Annotated in this window: 11 protein-coding genes and 3 tRNA genes; 10 read left to right on the top strand and 4 right to left on the bottom strand. The window is 39.1% G+C overall.

All coding sequences use genetic code 11. The features are described from left to right. The 9 genes from A3EO_RS0104580 to recC form a co-directional block, all read left to right on the top strand. Positions 1 to 274: EF-Tu C-terminal domain-related protein (locus A3EO_RS0104580; protein ID WP_018346212.1), on the top strand; the 274-nt coding region annotated here is incomplete at its 5' end. Between the two features lie 181 nt (positions 275 to 455). Continuing rightward, a complete protein-coding gene (gene rep, locus A3EO_RS0104575; protein WP_018346211.1) occupies positions 456 to 2,468 on the top strand; it encodes a DNA helicase Rep in 2,013 nt (670 codons plus the stop codon). Positions 2,469 to 2,602: 134 nt separating this feature from the next. Next, a tRNA-Ser gene (locus A3EO_RS0104570) sits at positions 2,603 to 2,692 on the top strand. A 10-nt stretch (positions 2,693 to 2,702) separates the two neighbouring features. Beyond that, a tRNA-Arg gene (locus tag A3EO_RS0104565) sits at positions 2,703 to 2,779 on the top strand. A gap of 65 nt (positions 2,780 to 2,844) precedes the next feature. Further along, positions 2,845 to 2,921: transfer RNA gene (locus A3EO_RS0104560), tRNA-Arg, on the top strand. Between the two features lie 203 nt (positions 2,922 to 3,124). After that, positions 3,125 to 3,943: an iron uptake system protein EfeO gene (efeO, locus tag A3EO_RS0104555; protein WP_018346210.1), complete on the top strand. Its 819-nt coding sequence runs from the start codon at positions 3,125 to 3,127 to the stop codon at positions 3,941 to 3,943. Positions 3,944 to 4,013: 70 nt separating this feature from the next. Next, entirely contained in the window at positions 4,014 to 5,258 is a 1,245-nt protein-coding gene (gene efeB / locus A3EO_RS0104550) for an iron uptake transporter deferrochelatase/peroxidase subunit (protein ID WP_018346209.1), read from the top strand. A 1-nt stretch (position 5,259) separates the two neighbouring features. Beyond that, positions 5,260 to 6,972: an FTR1 family iron permease gene (locus tag A3EO_RS0104545; protein WP_018346208.1), complete on the top strand. Its 1,713-nt coding sequence runs from the start codon at positions 5,260 to 5,262 to the stop codon at positions 6,970 to 6,972. 116 nt (positions 6,973 to 7,088) lie between these two features. Then, on the top strand, positions 7,089 to 10,403 hold the full coding sequence (gene recC, locus A3EO_RS0104540; protein WP_018346207.1) for an exodeoxyribonuclease V subunit gamma: 3,315 nt from the start codon (positions 7,089 to 7,091) through the stop codon (positions 10,401 to 10,403). An 80-nt stretch (positions 10,404 to 10,483) separates the two neighbouring features. Here recC and ilvC read toward each other — a convergent pair whose 3' ends face one another. Next, a complete protein-coding gene (gene ilvC, locus A3EO_RS0104535; RefSeq protein ID WP_013745722.1) occupies positions 10,484 to 11,959 on the bottom strand; it encodes a ketol-acid reductoisomerase in 1,476 nt (491 codons plus the stop codon). A 141-nt stretch (positions 11,960 to 12,100) separates the two neighbouring features. On the opposite strand from ilvC, the gene ilvY reads away from it, so the two are divergent. Then, positions 12,101 to 13,015 (top strand): HTH-type transcriptional activator IlvY, encoded by a 915-nt coding sequence (gene ilvY / locus A3EO_RS12650; RefSeq protein WP_049804993.1) that lies wholly within the window; start codon positions 12,101 to 12,103, stop codon positions 13,013 to 13,015. Here ilvY and A3EO_RS0104525 read toward each other — a convergent pair. Genes A3EO_RS0104525 through A3EO_RS0104515 form a run of 3 tightly spaced genes read right to left on the bottom strand, consistent with a single transcriptional unit; the run spans position 12,982 to position 16,584 of the window. After that, positions 12,982 to 13,482: an MltR family transcriptional regulator gene (locus A3EO_RS0104525; protein WP_018346205.1), complete on the bottom strand. Its 501-nt coding sequence runs from the start codon at positions 13,480 to 13,482 to the stop codon at positions 12,982 to 12,984. The two genes, ilvY and A3EO_RS0104525, sit on opposite strands and share 34 nt — an antisense overlap. A gap of 26 nt (positions 13,483 to 13,508) precedes the next feature. Then, positions 13,509 to 14,663: a mannitol-1-phosphate 5-dehydrogenase gene (locus A3EO_RS0104520; RefSeq protein WP_018346204.1), complete on the bottom strand. Its 1,155-nt coding sequence runs from the start codon at positions 14,661 to 14,663 to the stop codon at positions 13,509 to 13,511. Positions 14,664 to 14,718: 55 nt separating this feature from the next. After that, the gene (locus A3EO_RS0104515; RefSeq protein WP_018346203.1) at positions 14,719 to 16,584 is read right to left on the bottom strand and encodes a PTS mannitol transporter subunit IICBA; all 1,866 of its coding nucleotides are present in this window, start codon (positions 16,582 to 16,584) and stop codon (positions 14,719 to 14,721) included. Positions 16,585 to 17,013 lie beyond the last annotated feature (429 nt).

The following is a 17,013-nucleotide window of genomic DNA, read 5'->3' as shown; positions in this document are numbered from 1 at the left end:
TTTCGAATCAGAAGTTTACGTATTATCAAAAGAAGAAGGTGGACGTCACACTCCATTCTTCAAAGGTTATCGTCCACAATTCTATTTCCGTACAACTGACGTAACAGGAACAATCGAGTTACCGGAAGGCGTGGAAATGGTAATGCCGGGAGATAACGTGAAGATGACAGTAAGCTTAATCCACCCAATTGCGATGGACCAAGGTTTACGTTTTGCGATCCGTGAAGGTGGCCGTACAGTAGGTGCCGGCGTGGTAGCGAAAATCATCAAATAATCAGATTGACAATAGAGAGTAATCCAAACCCGTCTTCTAGGCGGGTTTTTTGTTAAGAAAATTAAGGATATAACACCATATCATATTGATCTATTTTGTCTTAGAATTGCACTTATTTTAAGTGGAATCTCTTGTTTGTAATTTTTTATCAAAAAATAAAGTTAAACCCATAGAATTACTGATGAAATTAAATAAACAACAGCAGCAGGCTGTAACAACTATTGATACTCCTTGTCTTGTTCTTGCTGGCGCAGGATCAGGAAAAACACGAGTGATCATTAATAAAATTGCTTATTTAATCGAACATTGTAACTACTCACCTAATAAAATTGCAGCGGTTACCTTTACTAATAAGGCAGCACGAGAAATGAAAGAGCGTGTAGCGCATTCAATTGGTGTGAAACAGAGTAAAGGATTAACGGTTTGTACGTTTCATACATTAGGCTTTGATTTTGTCAAAAAAGAACATCAGGCTTTATCTTTTAAGCCAAGCATTACTTTATTTGATGAACACGATCAGTTGGCACTACTAAAAGAGCTGACCCAAATTTCATTTCAAGAAGATAAAGACAAATTAAATCAATTCATTAATTATATTTCTCTATGTAAAAATAATCTTATCTTACCGAATGATGCGCTAAAGTTAGCTAAAAATAAAATTGAACACCTATTTGCATCATATTATCAACAATATATGGCACAAATGCAGGCTTTGAATGCGGTAGATTTTGATGATTTGATAATGTTGCCGACGTTGGTGTTGCGTAATAATGATGCGATTAGAGAAAAATGGCAGAAAAAAATTCAGTATTTATTGGTTGATGAGTATCAGGATACCAATACTAGTCAATATGAGTTGATTAAATTGCTGGTTGGTAAAGCGGCAAAATTTACGGTGGTTGGTGATGATGATCAATCTATTTATTCTTGGCGAGGCGCTAACCCGGAAAATATTGTTCGCTTGAGAGACGATTTTCCGACATTGTCAGTGATTAAATTGGAACAAAATTATCGTTCTACACAACGTATTTTACATTGTGCCAATATATTAATTGATAATAATGATCATATTTTTTCTAAGCGATTGTTTTCTAATTTAGGAACTGGGAATTTATTGCAAGTTATTGAAGCACAAAATGAAGAACACGAAGCAGAACGTGTTGTAGCAGAATTGATGTCTCACCGGTTTTTAAATAAAACAGCTTATCGTGACTATGCGATTTTATATAGGGGCAATCATCAATCACGTTTGTTAGAAAAAACCTTAATGCAAAATAGAATTCCTTATAGAATTTCAGGCGGAACATCTTTTTTCTCGCGTGTTGAAATTAAGGATATTATGGCGTATTTGCGGCTGTTGGTAAATCAAGATGATGATGCAGCCTTTATCCGTATTATCAATACGCCAAGGCGAGAAATCGGATCGGCAACTTTAGAAAAATTGGGACTGTTAGCAAAAGAGAAACATTGTTCGTTATTTGAAGCAATTTTTGATTTTGAGTTATTGCAACGAGTAACAGCAAAAGCTTATACAGCCTTGCAAGATTTTGCGGAATGGGTGGTCAAGGCTTCAGATGAAGTAGTGAGAGGAGAGGCTCAAGAAGCAATTAGAGCAATGTTCTCTCATATTCAATATGAGAATTATCTTTATGAACAGGCTTCAAATCCCAAAGTTGCAGAGATACAGACTAAAAATGTAGCAACTTTATTGCAATGGGTTGATAGTATGCTGCAAGGAGATGAATTCAACGAGCCATTAACTTTATCACAGGCGGTATTACGTTTAACTTTGCGTGATATGATGGAGCGTAGTGAAAATGAGGAAGAAGGCGATCAGGTGCAGTTAATGACATTACACGCTTCTAAAGGTTTAGAGTTTCCTTATGTCTATTTAATCGGAATGGAGGAAGGGATTTTACCGCATCAAAATTCAATTGATGATAATAATATTGAGGAAGAACGCCGACTTGCTTATGTTGGCATTACTCGAGCACAAAAAGAGTTAACTTTCTCTTGTTGTAAAAGGCGCAGACAGATGGGGGATTTAGTAAAAATGGAGCCTAGCCGATTTTTATTAGAGTTACCCCAAGACTATTTGCAATGGGAAAAAGATAAAACACCATTAACAGAAGCTGAGAAAAAGAAAAAGCAACAGGCAGGTTTTGCAAGATTAAAAGCTTTGTTAGATGACTAAATATAGGCGTTGGATTGGTTATAAATTAGATGTTTTGATGATAATCTACGCAACCAATCCTAAAATAGAGCTCATTTTAAAAAAAGCGTTGACTTATTTTTTAAAATCCATATTATAGCGACTCAACCGAATGAGGTGAGATGGCCGAGAGGCTGAAGGCGCACCCCTGCTAAGGGTGTATAGGGGAAACTCTATCGAGGGTTCGAATCCCTCTCTCACCGCCATTTATTCGACGCATCCGTAGCTCAGCTGGATAGAGTACTCGGCTACGAACCGAGCGGTCAGAGGTTCGAATCCTCTCGGATGCGCCATTTACTCGCTACTCTAGAGTAATTAAAGAATAAGTGTTATAATCGGCAAATCAAAAATTATCAGCGCACCCGTAGCTCAGCTGGATAGAGTACTCGGCTACGAACCGAGCGGTCAAAGGTTCGAATCCTTTCGGGTGCGCCATTTCATTTCTTAACTTCAAATATTTCATTCAATTTCCTAATTAAAACGTTTTTTCTTCATAGTAGTTTCTTTTAATTAATCCAAAAATGCCTTTTATCCTAGGAACTATTTATTTTTAATTTGTTATTGACATTAATTCCTATTTACAATAAGTTATCCATAAATATGCGATTTATTCTCATTTATATTTTAAGGGGTAATTTATGTTCCAATTGAAAAAATTAGTGCTTGCTACATTGATTTCATCAAGCGTTTTCTTGTCTCAAGCAGCTGTCGCCGCACCGGTAGATTTATCACAAGAAACTAAGCAATATCAAACATTTGTCGTAGAACAAATTGATGAATTGGTTAAAGGTACTGAGCAATTTGTAACTGCTTTGAAAACAGGTAAGGTTGAAGAGGCGAAAAAACTTTATCCATTAATCAGAATGTATTACGAACGTTCAGAACCTATTGCGGAAAGTTTTGGTGATTTGGATCCACGCATCGATGCACGTGAAGCAGATTTGGAAGAAAATCAAATTTGGAGTGGTTTCCATAAAATTGAAAAGATTTTATGGACAGAAAATACTACCAAAGGAACAGAACAAATTGCCGATCAATTATTAAATGATGTAAAAGAGCTGCGAGCTAAAGTGCCGACTGTAGAAGTTACCGGCGATTTAATGGTTCAAGGTGCAGTTGATTTATTAAATGAGGTTTCCACCAGTAAGATTACCGGCGAAGAGGAAATTTTTTCACGTACAGATCTGTATGACTTTAAAGCGAATGTTGAGGGTGCAGAGAAAATCTATCAAATCTTAAAACCGAAATTGGCTCAGAAAGATGAAAAGTTGGTGGCCGAGTTGGATAAACAGTTTGCGAATGTGAATGCCTTATTAGATAAATACAGAGTTGGTGAAAATGGCTATAAAGCCTATACCGAATTGTCTAAACAGGATACTCGTGAATTAGCGGAAGCCGTAAATAAACTTGGGGAACCGCTTGCGCATATGGGCGTGATCCTTGATGAAAGTAATTAATTTAAACTAAATTTTTTGTTAACCACTGCGTTAATCTGCAGTGGTTTTTTCCTTTTTGAAGGGGGAGCAAATGAAAAGTAATAATTTAACAGCACAACAAGTACAACATAATTCGCGCCGTCAATTTTTAAAAAGATCAGGTTTAATGCTTGGTGGCAGCTTAATCGGTTCAGGATTAAGTATGAGTGTCGCGGCAGATAATCATCATTCTGTCGCTGAAAAACATTGCCTTTCCGATATTACTTATCCATTTTATGGGGAACACCAACAAGGAATTATTACTCCACAACAGACCTATGTCTATTTTTTGGTGTTGGATTTAGCAACGGAAAGTCTTGATGAAGTAAGAGAAGTATTCAAAACTTGGACAACTTATGCAGCACGTTTAACACAAGGCAAAAATGTAAAAGAATATGCTAAAAATCATTTTGTACCGCCGGCGGATACCGGAGAGGCGGATGATCTTTCTGCATATGGGTTGACGCTCACTTTCGGCGTTTCGCCGTCATTTTTGCAGAAGTTAGGCTTGCAGGATAAAGCGCCGAAAGAGCTGAAAGATCTGCCGTTATTCCCTCGCGATCAACTGAAAGAGGAGTTTAGTGGCGGTGATATCTGTATTCAATCTTGTGCCAATGATGCACAAGTGGCTTTTCACGCTGTGCGTCAATTAGTCAGAGTGGCTCGCGCTAATGTAACGATGAAATGGAGCCAAGCAGGGTTTATTTCAGCGGATAAAGCCACTGATACCCCTCGTAACTTGTTTGGCTTTAAAGACGGTACGGCAAATGCGAATACCGTTAAAGATCTCGACGGACAAGTATGGGTAGATCAACCCGATTGGCTGAAAGGCGGTAGCTATTTGATAGTGCGTAAAATAGTGATGCATTTAGAAACTTGGGATAGAACCAGTTATAAAGAGCAAGAACGTACTTTTGGACGACATCGTATTTCCGGTGCACCAATTGGGGAAAAGGAGGAGTTTGCACCATTGGATCTGGATAAATTGAATCATCACGGTAAACCAATGATTCCGGACGATTCACATTCTGCATTGGCACATAAAACCGGAAAACAGATGTTACGTCGAGCTTATTCTTATTCAGATGGTATTAATCCTCGCACCGGACAGTTTGACAGTGGCTTGCTTTTTATTTGCTATCAAAAAGATCCGGAACAATTTATCACCATCCAAAATGCATTAGGTAATGTTGATCGTTTGAATGAATATATTACTCATATCGGTAGCGGTCTATTTGCTTGTTTTGGTGGCGTGAAAGAGGGCGAGTTTATCGGGCAGGCATTGTTGGGAGCTTAGAATGAAAATAAAAGGCATCGTTAAATATCTGTTGCTGTTTTGGGGCTTAATGTGTTTCTGCGTGTTACCGTTAAAAGCTGAACAGAAGATAAATCTCAGCCCGTTATTTATCCAACTTTCTGACGTAATGAGTGCGGTAAAAGAGAATAATTCGACCCAAGCAAAGCAGGATTTAGTTGAAATTCAACAGCAGTTTGAAGCGATTGAACAGCATAATTCTCCGGCGGGCAAAAATGTATTGTTGAGTTTATCTGAAGCATTGGATGACACTGATATTGCGCATTTAAATCAACTTTCCATTGCTTTATTAGCGTTTGATAAAGAGCAGCATCCTTTGGACATTGCTCAACAAAAGCAGCGCTTTAAAAAACGGATTGTGCCGGCGTTTGAACATTGGCAACAAGTGGTGACAGAAAATAAATTGTTGCCGGATATTGAACAGTTAAAACAGCAGTATCGCCTATTTAATGGTATTTGGACTAAAAATGAGCGTTTAGTGCGTGATGTTGATATGGCGTATTACGGCAAAATTGAAACGGCGTTGGCGCTATTACGTGTGGCGATAGAAACCGAACCGTTGGATTATCAACGGATTGAAAGTAATACTGCGAAAATCGCGACTCAATTTGATGATTTTGTCAGTGGCAAAAAAGCGGAAGCAGTTACCACCAACTATCAATTAAATGATGGTATTAATCTGTTGCGAGAGGGATTACAAGCGTTTGAACAGCAAGATAATGCAACAGCGCAGGAAAAATTAACCACCTTTATTGAGATTTGGCCGAGTATTGAAGGGGAGGTCAGCACCAGAAATGGTTCATTATATAGTAAGGTGGAGAGCCAAGTGCCGGTGATTTTGGCTAAAGGCAGTGAAGCTAAATATCAAACGGAGTTAAAGCAGATTATTACGCAACTGGCTGAAATTAATCCTGCTGCCGGTTACAGCGCACTGGATGCAATGCTGATTTTATTACGTGAAGGTTTGGAAGCGTTGTTGGTGGTAATGGCATTAGTAAGTGCATTGCGTGTTGCCAATCGTCCGCAAGGTTATAAATGGGTTGGCGGTGGTGTGATAGCCGGTTTAGTGCTCAGTTTAGTGGCTGCTTTTGCCTTACAACGACTATTCCCGAGTTCCAGCTCGGGAACAAATCGAGAAATTATTGAAGGCGCGGTCGGTATTGTTGCCGTTTTGATGATTTTAACTATCGGTGCGTGGCTACATAGCAAATCATCATTAAATGCGTGGCAGGCATATATTAAAAAACATATGAACAAAGCATTGACGACAGGCAGTTTTATCTCGTTATTTGCATTGAGTTTTCTGTCAGTATTCAGAGAAGGTGCGGAAACCATTTTGTTTTATGTCGGTATTTTGCCGAATATCAGCACAGAATCTTTTGCCCTTGGTGTTGGTATAGCGGTGATTTTATTGGTGATATTGGCAGTGGTGATTTTAAAAAGTTCGGTCAAATTGCCGGTGCCGACAATGTTCAAGATTTTAACTTGGGTATTGTATATTTTAGGTTTCAAGATTCTTGGTGTCAGTGTGCACGCATTACAACTTACAGCGGTGTTACCGACAACGATTATTGATATTTTGCCGAATATTGAATGGTTAGGATTTTATGCCACATTACAAACTATCATTGCGCAATTAGTTTATATCGCATTGATTTTATTGTTGCAAAGATGGTTAAAACGGCAGAATGCTTGATCCGTTTTTAAATAATGTCAGGGGAAGATTGTGATGATTTTCCCCTTTTCTTTTTTAGAATCATTGAATTTCAGCTACAATGCAGATTAAAAAATTGTGGGATAAGAAAATAGAAAATGTTTACCGTCTATTACGCCAATCAGCTTGAAAATCAAAAACATCTGTTAGTTCGATTATTGGAAGTGCAACCCTTACAGGATCCATTTGCCAAAAATGTGATTTTGGTGCAAAGCCCCGGAATGGCGCAATGGTTACAACTTCAGTTAGCAGAACATTTTTCTATCGCAGCGAATTTTGCTTTTCCAATGCCGTCATCATTTATTTGGAAACTGTATAAACAGAATATTGCAGAGATCAGCGAACAAAACCCATTTAATAAATCGGCTATGGTTTGGCGTTTAATGCGAATTATTCCGACATTATTGCATTTACCGGCGTTTTCGCGCTTGAATGATTATTTAGGCAGCGCGCCTGAGCAAAACAAATTGTTTCATTTAGCGGAAAAAATTGCCGATCTTTTTGACCAATATTTGGTTTATCGTCCGGAGTGGATCAATCAATGGCAAACAGCAGATTGGCAACAGATGACGACAAGTTTTGTTCAGCAATTATCGTCTCGCTTTAAGCCTATTGCGGATAATATTATGAATGATATCAGTTGGCAGGTGCTGTTATGGCAGGCATTGGTGGAGGATATTCAACAACATTATCCCGAACAGCAGATATGGCATCGTGCTAATTTGTATCAAACCTTTTTGGAGCAATTACAGCAAGGATATTGCCCGAAAAATTTACCAACGCGTATTATCGTGTTTGGCATTTCCGCAATGCCGCCAATGTTTTTGTCCATTTTGTCTGCATTAAGCCAACATATTGATATTCATCTCTTTTTTAATAGTCCAAGCCGTTATTATTGGGGAGATTTAATCGATCATCGCTATTTAGAAAAATTAAAGCAAAAAATTCAAACAGAGAGCAAAGAGATGCAGACACTTTATGATGAAACTTTAGCGGTGGGGAATCCGTTATTAGCATCGTGGGGTAAATTAGGGCGAGATTTTCTTTACCAATTAACACAGTTGGAACCAAACGATATTGAGGTGTATAACGCACCTGAAGGTGGTCAACTGTTGCAACAGCTGCAACGACAAATTTTGGAGTTAACACCGACGGCATCGGCAATATTGCACTATCAAGCGGGAGATGATTCGATAACGCTGCACGCCTGCCATAGCCCAATGCGTGAAGTGGAGGTGTTACGTGATAATCTGCTGGCAATGTTTGGGCAAGATCCGACATTGACACCGAAAGATATTGTGGTGATGGTGGCGGACATTGATCGCTATACGCCTTATATTCAGGCGGTTTTTTCACAATATCAAGAAGAGGATAAACGTTATATCCCATTTTCTATTTCAGATCGAAAGGTCACGGAAAGTGATGTGTTGATTTCTACTTTCCTACAACTGTTTACGTTGAAAGAATCACGTTTTTCCAGTGATATTGTGCTTTCGATATTGGACGTGCCGGCAATTCGTCAACGTTTTGAGATAGATTTGGGTGAATTGCAAACGATTCGAGATTGGGTAACGCAATCCGGCATTCGTTTCGGCTTAGACAAGTATGATCAGGAGCCGGTACCGAATTATAATGCTTGGCAAAACGGCATTGAGCGGATGTTATTGGGCTATGCGTTGAAGAGTGAGTCCGGCATTTGGCAAGATGCTATCGGTTTCGATTATAGTGAAGGATTGCAAGGGAAATTAGCCGGTAAATTGGCACATTTCTTTCACGCGTTACAACAGTGGCAACAAAAAGCGAGCCAAAATTTAATGGCAGAAGAGTGGCGAACAGCGATTCTGCAATTAATAGATACGTTATTTAATGCCGGTGAACAGCAGATGGTGATTGCATTGTTGAAGCAAACTGTTCATCAAGTAATTGATATTATTAATGAAGCAGATTATCCACAAACTATTGACACAGAAATTATTGGTGAATTATTACAACAAAAACTCAATGAACAGGACAACAGTCTGCATTTCCTTTTAGGCAAACTGAATTTTTGTACTTTATTACCAATGCGCGCGATCCCGTTTAAGGTGATTTGCTTGTTGGGAATGAATGATGTTGATTTTCCACGACAATTGCCAAATAACAGTTTTGATTTGATGCAGTATCAAACCCAAAAAGGGGATCGTTCACGGCGAGAAGATGATTGTTATCTCTTTTTGGAAGCACTATTGTCCGCCCGACAAAAACTTTACATCAGTTATGTTGGCTATTCGATAGTGGATAACACAGAATATGAACCTTCAGTGTTGGTGAATCAGTTATGGGATTATATGGCGGATCATTTATCACATCCGGATGATCTCAAACAGCTACGATTCAGCTATCCAATGACCGTATTCAGTGAGCATAATTTTTTAGCACCGCACTTTTCCTATGCACAGGAGTGGTTGCCGATTGCGCAAGCGCAGCAGCAACAACAGCATCCATTAAGAGAATTTGATCAAACATTATTGCAACCAGAGAATGGCAGTCATCAGCTCATAGTTGAGCTTGATGATCTGCAACAATTTGTTATTGCGCCGATTAAATATTTCTTTGAACAGCGTTTAGGCGTTTATCTCAATGAAAATGAACAGGAACGTGTTGAAAGTGAAGTGTTTGAATTGACAGCGCTGGCGCAATATCAACTGAAACAACGTCTATTTGAAAACGAACCGCAAAATAGCACATTAGAATTTGAAAAAGCGCAACGAGAGGGAATGTTGCCACGGGCAGAGTTTGCTTTTTTACAACAAGCGGAATTAGAACAGAGTTGCCATCTATTGCGGCAAGCAACGGCGCAGTATCAACAGCAAGCAGCGGATTCCGTGATGGTGGATGTAACGTTTGAGCTTGATGGGCAAGAGGTGAGACTGCAAGGTCAGATTGACCATAATTACCAACAGCAGTATGTCGATTGGCGTATTGGTAAAATTCGTGATCAGGATGTTCTCAAATTATGGCTGAATCACCTTATTTTATCAGCGATGGGGCAGGCAACAGACAGTCGATTTATTGGCATAAATAAAGGCAATATAGAGACAACGATTTTTTCTGCTATCGATCAAAACAAGGCAATGGCACAAGTTGCGATTTATTTACAGGATTTCTTGCAGGCACAAGGGCAAATCTGTATTTTGCCGACAACAGACTTCCAGCAATATCAAAAGTTGTTTGCAGAGGAAAACAGTGGAGAAGCGCAGTTATATCGCCAATTAATGGAACAGCAGAGCGGCAATGAGTTTGATAAATCTCAACCATATTGGCAACGTTTATTGGTTCAGACTAAAAATTTGGATTATGCAGCCATTAAGCAACGTTTTTCTGATTGGTTTGCACAAATGCTGGAACAGCTTGAAGATAATGAAACAACATAGCAAGTTGCAGCAGTAAAATGACGCATAAAAAAGCACCGCGATGATTGCTCATTGCGGTGTCTTTTTAAGCAAATAATTGATTAAGCAACAATAATACGTTTCATATCTTTCATATAACCACGTAATTTTTGCCCTACTTTTTCAATCGGATGATTGCGGATGGCTTCGTTCACATCACGCAAAGTAATATTATCAATTTCAACAGTTGGGGTTGGCTCGCCCAAATCACCTTTTTGTAATTGAGGAACTAATTTTTCACGCATAATTGGTGTCGCTACATTCGCGAATAAATAGTTACCATATTCTGCGGTGTCTGAAATGACCACATTCATTTCATATAAACGTTTACGTGCGATCGTGTTAGCGATTAACGGCAATTCGTGAAGAGATTCATAGTAAGCGGATTCCTCAATGATACCACTTGAAACCATAGTATCGAATGCCAATTCCACGCCGGCTTTTGCCATTGCAATCATTAACACACCATTATCGAAGTATTCTTGTTCTTTGATTTTACCTTCATATTTAGGCGCATTTTCAAAGGCGGATTTACCGGTTTCTTCACGCCAAGTTAACAATTTTTTATCGCCGTTTGCCCAGTCTTCCATCATCACACGAGAGAATTCACCGCTGATAATATCATCCATATGCTTTTGGAATAATGGGGTAAGCATTGCTTTAATCTGTTCTGAAAGTTCAAATGCTCGCAATTTTGCACTGTTGGATAGACGATCCATCATTAAAGTGATACCGCCAAGTTTTAATGCTTCAGTGATGGTTTCCCAACCGAATTGAACTAATTGTGCGGCATAAGCAGGATCTTTACCATCGGCTACCAATTTGTCGTAACAAATTAATGAACCGGCTTGTAACATACCGCAAAGAATGGTTTGTTCGCCCATTAAGTCGGATTTCACTTCAGCAACAAAGGAAGATTCCAATACGCCGGCACGATGACCACCGGTTGCCGCTGCCCAAGCTTTGGCAATTGCCATACCTTCGCCTTTAGGGTCATTTTCAGGGTGAACTGCGATCAAAGTCGGAACACCAAAACCGCGCTTATATTCTTCGCGCACTTCAGTACCTGGGCATTTAGGCGCAACCATGACCACAGTAATATCCGGACGAATTTGTTCACCGACTTCAACAATATTTAAACCGTGTGAATAACCCAAAGCAGATCCTTGTTTCATTAGTGGCATTACTGCTTGAACAACATTGCTGTGTTGTTTATCCGGTGTTAAGTTAATGACCAAATCCGCTTGTGGAATTAATTCTTCATAACTACCGACAACAAAACCGTTTTCTGACGCACGTTGGAATGAAGCGCGTTTTTCGGCAATCGCTTCTTTACGTAACGCATAGCTGATATCCAAACCGGAATCACGCATATTTAAGCCTTGGTTTAAACCTTGTGCCCCACAACCTACGATAACGATTTTTTTTCCTTTAAGAAAGTTGGCTTCATCGGCGAATTCGCTGCGATCCATAAACCGGCAGCGACCTAATTGATCTAATTTTTGACGTAAATTCAAAGTATTGAAGTAGTTTGCCATAATTGCTCCTGAATAAGTGATTTCTAGTAATGAATAAATTCAGTATAAGTCTTTTTTTTATTGCGTAAATTGATATTATTAAAATTAATGATTGCAACTATTGCAATAGTTGTAACTTTTAACTTAAATTTGGAACTGGATATGGATTTACAACAAATCAAATTATTTTTGCATCTTTGTGAAAGTAAAAATTTTGCTAGAACTGCCGCAGTGAATTATCTCAGTCCTTCGACACTTTCCCGACAAATTCAACGTTTAGAACAGGAAATCGGTAAGCCATTGTTTTGGCGAGATAATCGTTCCGTGGAATTAACGCCGATTGGAGAGCGTTTCCGCCAATTTGCGGAAAAAACACAGCAGGATTGGCGGCTTTTTCTACAAAATATTCAACCGGATAACCACGATCTTTCGGGAGAAATTCGTTTGTTTTGTTCCGTTACCGCCAGTTACAGCCATTTACCGGAAATTTTGACGCAATTTCGGCAACAATATCCGAAAGTAGAAATTCAACTTACAACAGGCGATCCGGCATTAGCAGTGCAACAGGTACAGAGCCGACAGGCTGATTTAGCGATTGCCGGAGAACCGGAACAGTTACCGGAGAATGTCATTTTTCATCAAATAGATTTGTTGCCGTTTTCACTAATTGCCCCAAAAGTAGCTTGTGTTGCCAATCAATTATTGCAACAAACACCGATTCCGTGGCAAGAAATTCCCTTCATTGTGCCGGTTGAAGGACCGGCAAGAAAGAAAATTGAGCAGTGGTTCCAGCAAAAAGGAATCAAGCATCCGAAAATTTATGCGACTGTTGCCGGTCACGAAGGCATTGTGCCGATGGTGGCGATGGGCTTCGGCTTAGCGTTATTGCCTGATGTGGTTATTGCCCATAACCCAATGAATACACAAATCACTTATCTCAATATTGAGCCGGAAATTGATCGATTATCTTTAGGCATCTGCGTTAATCGAAAAAATTTACAAAATCCGGTGGTGAACGCATTTTGGTTGGGGATGATAGGAGCTCACAACGGACTTTCAATCAATAATGCTTCGTGAATAGTGATGATTGCCAATGTGATATAGGAGCGGATCATCTTATCCCAGCGAATGATTTTTACCTGTTCAAGTAATGAATCTTGAGTAGGTTTTGGTGGTGGATCTTTAATAAAAAGAGAATCTTTAATGCAGTTGAGTTGCTGCACAAAATCTAACAGCAAAGGATCGCTGAAAGAGAGCTCTTGGGTTTGGTTGTTGATAATCTCTTTAAGTTTTAGAAATTGTTCAATATCTTCAAAAATGTCTTTAGAGATCACGCCTAAACCTAACAACACTTTTAAACGGATTTTAAAGTCAAATAAAGGACCTGAATGCTCGAACAGCGATTCGATCACTGATTCAACAACAAAATCCGTTTTGCGGAACACTTTGTTGATCAGTTGATCCAACGCCTCTTCAAAAACCGTTACCGCAGCAATGATTAACCCTCTTGCGGTGGTAACTTCATTAAGTTTTTCCTCGATCATTTAAGTCCTTTAATATCATCAAGAAATTATTTTTTCAACGATGCGTAATTTTGTGCAATTTCCTCAAAAATTGCTTGGTCATTTAATCCGGTATATTGTTCTAATGTTTTAGTAATCCCTTGATCGACAATAGATTTTTGTAATTCTACTGCTTGCGGATCATTAGCGTTAGTGTAGCACAATGCGGCAGCAATTGCTTTGCATAACATTGGGTGAGGAAGTTGATATTCCAAGGTGCCACGTAACGGTTTGATTAAACGATCGTTATAGCCGAGTTTGCGGATAGGTTCGCGGCCAACACGATCTACATCATCGGTAAGATACGGATTAGCAAAACGTTTTAGAATTTTTTCAATATAAGCGGCGTGGGCAGCCGGATCGAATTGATAACGCTTGATTAATACTGCACCGCTTTCTTGCATTACAGTTTTAACTTGTTGTTTGATATTTTCATCATCAATCGATTGTTTAACGAATTGGTATCCGGCAAGTTTTCCTAGATAAGCAGTAACGGCGTGGCCGGTATTCAAGGTAAATAATTTACGCTCAATAAATGCCATTAAATTATCGGTACGCTCCATACCTGGAATGTTCGGAATATCGCCTTTAAATTGAGTTTCATCCACAATCCATTCGCTGAATTCTTCGACCGTAACCTGTAATGGATCTTCACTGTTTGCTTCAACAGGTGGCACAATTCTATCCACAGCAGAATCAACAAAGCCAACATATTTTTCAATAAGTTGTTGTTCTGCTTCGGAAAGGTGAGAATAAACGTGTTCTTTTAACGCACTGGTTCCACGAACCATATTTTCACAAGCGATAATATTTAATGGTTGATGATTGCCGTTTTGGATACGTTGTAGTAAGCCTTGCGCTAAAGATTTAGCAATAATCTTTAATACGCCGGCACCGATAGCAGTCGTGATTAAATCAACTTGTTGAATTTTTTCAAAAAGCTGTTGTTGATTGGTAGAGTTGATTCCATCCACATTTTTTACAATTTCAATTTTGTTTTGACCGTCTCCCACCACTTTGACGGAGTAGGATTTTTGTTGGTTAAGTTGATTAATAACGGTTTCGTTAATATCTGCAAAAGTGACATAAATACCGGCATCAGCAAGTAATTTACCGATAAAACCACGCCCGATATTGCCGGCGCCAAAATGTAATGCTTTCATTATAAATCTCCTAAATAAAAAGAACGTAGTGATATCACTACGTTCCTACAGCCTATTAACCTTTGAGTAATGCTAACACTTTTTCTACATCATCTGTAGTTGTTAAGGTATTGATTGCTTCTTCACTATCCAAGGCGTTGGTAATTGCGGTAACCACTTGGATATGCTCGTTGTTGCGAGCGGCAATACCGATAACTAATTTTGCTACACCATCTTCTTCATCGGTGAAACGCACGCCATCCGGATATTGACAGAAGACGATACCAGTTTTTAACACAGCATCTTTTGCTTCAATGGTACCGTGTGGCACGGCAACACCTTCGCCGAGGTAGGTGGAAACAAGTTTTTCACGTTCCAACATTGCATCAACATAGCTTGGTTGTACAAAACCGCCTTTTACTAATTGTTCACCGGCAAAACGGATTGCTTCTTCTTTATTCGCAGCTTTCAAGCCAAGGAAAACTTGATTCGGCGCTAATGTAAAGTGGGCGTGCGTTTCTACAGTTTCCACCGGTTTTTCACTTTGTTGACCGACTTCCGCTTTCAATTCGCTGACTAAATGGTCATAGAATTTATTATCCAAGAAGTTAGTGAGTGATAAGTGCATTGCAGTTGGTACTTGCTGTTTTGCGCGTAAAGTTAAATCTTGGTGAGTGATAACTAAACGTGCATTATCAGGTAAATCATTGATTGCACAGTTAGCGACTTCAATATCTAAACCGGCATCTTTAACTTTTTTACGCAACATACTTGCACCCATTGCGCTTGATCCCATACCGGCATCACAGGATACAAAGATTTTTTTCAATCCGTTGTAGTTGATTTCAACATGGTTGACGTTAGCATTTTGACCTGATTTTAAGTTCTTCATTTGTTGGGTTGCTTCTTCCAAAGAACCTTCGCTTTTTTGAAGTTTTAAGAAGAAAGAGGCAATAACGAAAGAGACCGCACAAGCAATTAATACTGCAAGAATGACACCGAACATTGATGATTTAGGGGTCATAAGCAATACCGCGAAAATAGAACCCGGTGAAGCCGGTGCAACTAAGCCTGAATGCGTTAATGTAAGTGTGAATACACCTGACATACCGCCGGCAATCACAGCAAGCAATAAACGCGGATTCATCAACACATATGGGAAATAGATTTCGTGAATTCCACCAAAGAAGTGGATGATGGCTGCACCACTGGCGGTTTGTTTAGCAGAGCCTTTACCGAATAACATATAAGCAAGCAACACACCTAAACCCGGACCCGGATTTGCTTCAATTAAGAAGAATACAGATTGTCCAAATTCTTGTGATTGCTGAATACCCAGCGGTGAAAAAATACCGTGGTTGATGGCGTTATTTAAGAATAAAATTTTTGCCGGTTCAACGAAAAGCGAAGTAAGCGGCAATAAATCAGCATTAACAAGTACATCAACGCCGGCGGCTAACGCTGTGGAAAGTGCTTTAACGGATGGACCGATCGCAAGGAATGCGATAAGTGCAAGAATCATTCCGATAATACCGGCAGAGAAGTTGTTGACCAACATCTCAAAACCGCTTTTGATTTTACCGTCTACCCATCTATCAAATTTTTTGATGGCATAACCACCGAGAGGGCCGGCAATCATTGCACCAAGGAACATTGGAATATCTGAACCAACGATAACCCCCATTGTGGTAATGGCACCAACTACAGCACCACGGTCACCACCGACTAATCGACCGCCGGTATAACCGATGAGCAACGGTAATAAATAAGTGATCATTGGGCCGACAAGTTTGCCTAATGTTTCATTCGGTAGCCAACCTGTCGGAATAAATAATGCAGTAATAAACCCCCAAGCGATAAAAGCGCCGATATTCGGCATTACCATATTGGAGAGAAAACGCCCAAAGTTTTGTATGCGTAATTTTGTCTGTGCAGAAACCATAGTTTAATCCTCAATAATGTAGAAGAAATTTCGAACAGAAAAATAGCATATTGAACAAAAAAGCGGAAATTTTTGATTTCAAAAATGTGACGCACTTCAAATAAAATTTTTTTATGAAAAAAATAAAATGTGATTTAGATCACAAAATTTAAAATACAAAATATTTTTTGTGATCTGCATCACATTTTTTCTGTACAAAAATGATGAAAAAAGTATGCGGTAAAAAATATTATTTACTTCTCAAATATGGCTCATTTTTGCTCAATGTGATCGGCATAATAGGTGTTATTGTGAAGACAGGCTGAGGAAATGGCTAAAAATAAAATCTCAGGGAAAATTGATAAAGTATTAAGTCAAAAAAGATAATGGAAGCAGCGCAGGAACAGACTTAATTTTAGGCGTGTAACTATTTGAAAATAAAAAAGATCG

This window comes from Gallibacterium anatis DSM 16844 = F 149, from assembly GCF_000379785.1.
Lineage (GTDB): Bacteria > Pseudomonadota > Gammaproteobacteria > Enterobacterales > Pasteurellaceae > Gallibacterium > Gallibacterium anatis.
Note: the sequence above shows the minus strand (reverse complement) of the source record. Positions and strands in the feature narration are given on the sequence as shown.

What these genes read in the sequence shown, in the direction of transcription:
- rep (WP_018346211.1), top strand. Translation starts at nt 456, where the DNA reads ATGAAATTAAATAAACAACAGCAGCAGGCTGTAACAACTATTGATACT.
- efeO (WP_018346210.1), top strand. Translation starts at nt 3,125, where the DNA reads ATGTTCCAATTGAAAAAATTAGTGCTTGCTACATTGATTTCATCAAGC.
- efeB (WP_018346209.1), top strand. Translation starts at nt 4,014, where the DNA reads ATGAAAAGTAATAATTTAACAGCACAACAAGTACAACATAATTCGCGC.
- A3EO_RS0104545 (WP_018346208.1), top strand. Translation starts at nt 5,260, where the DNA reads ATGAAAATAAAAGGCATCGTTAAATATCTGTTGCTGTTTTGGGGCTTA.
- recC (WP_018346207.1), top strand. Translation starts at nt 7,089, where the DNA reads ATGTTTACCGTCTATTACGCCAATCAGCTTGAAAATCAAAAACATCTG.
- ilvC (WP_013745722.1), bottom strand. Translation starts at nt 11,959, where the DNA reads ATGGCAAACTACTTCAATACTTTGAATTTACGTCAAAAATTAGATCAA.
- ilvY (WP_049804993.1), top strand. Translation starts at nt 12,101, where the DNA reads ATGGATTTACAACAAATCAAATTATTTTTGCATCTTTGTGAAAGTAAA.
- A3EO_RS0104525 (WP_018346205.1), bottom strand. Translation starts at nt 13,482, where the DNA reads ATGATCGAGGAAAAACTTAATGAAGTTACCACCGCAAGAGGGTTAATC.
- A3EO_RS0104520 (WP_018346204.1), bottom strand. Translation starts at nt 14,663, where the DNA reads ATGAAAGCATTACATTTTGGCGCCGGCAATATCGGGCGTGGTTTTATC.
- A3EO_RS0104515 (WP_018346203.1), bottom strand. Translation starts at nt 16,584, where the DNA reads ATGGTTTCTGCACAGACAAAATTACGCATACAAAACTTTGGGCGTTTT.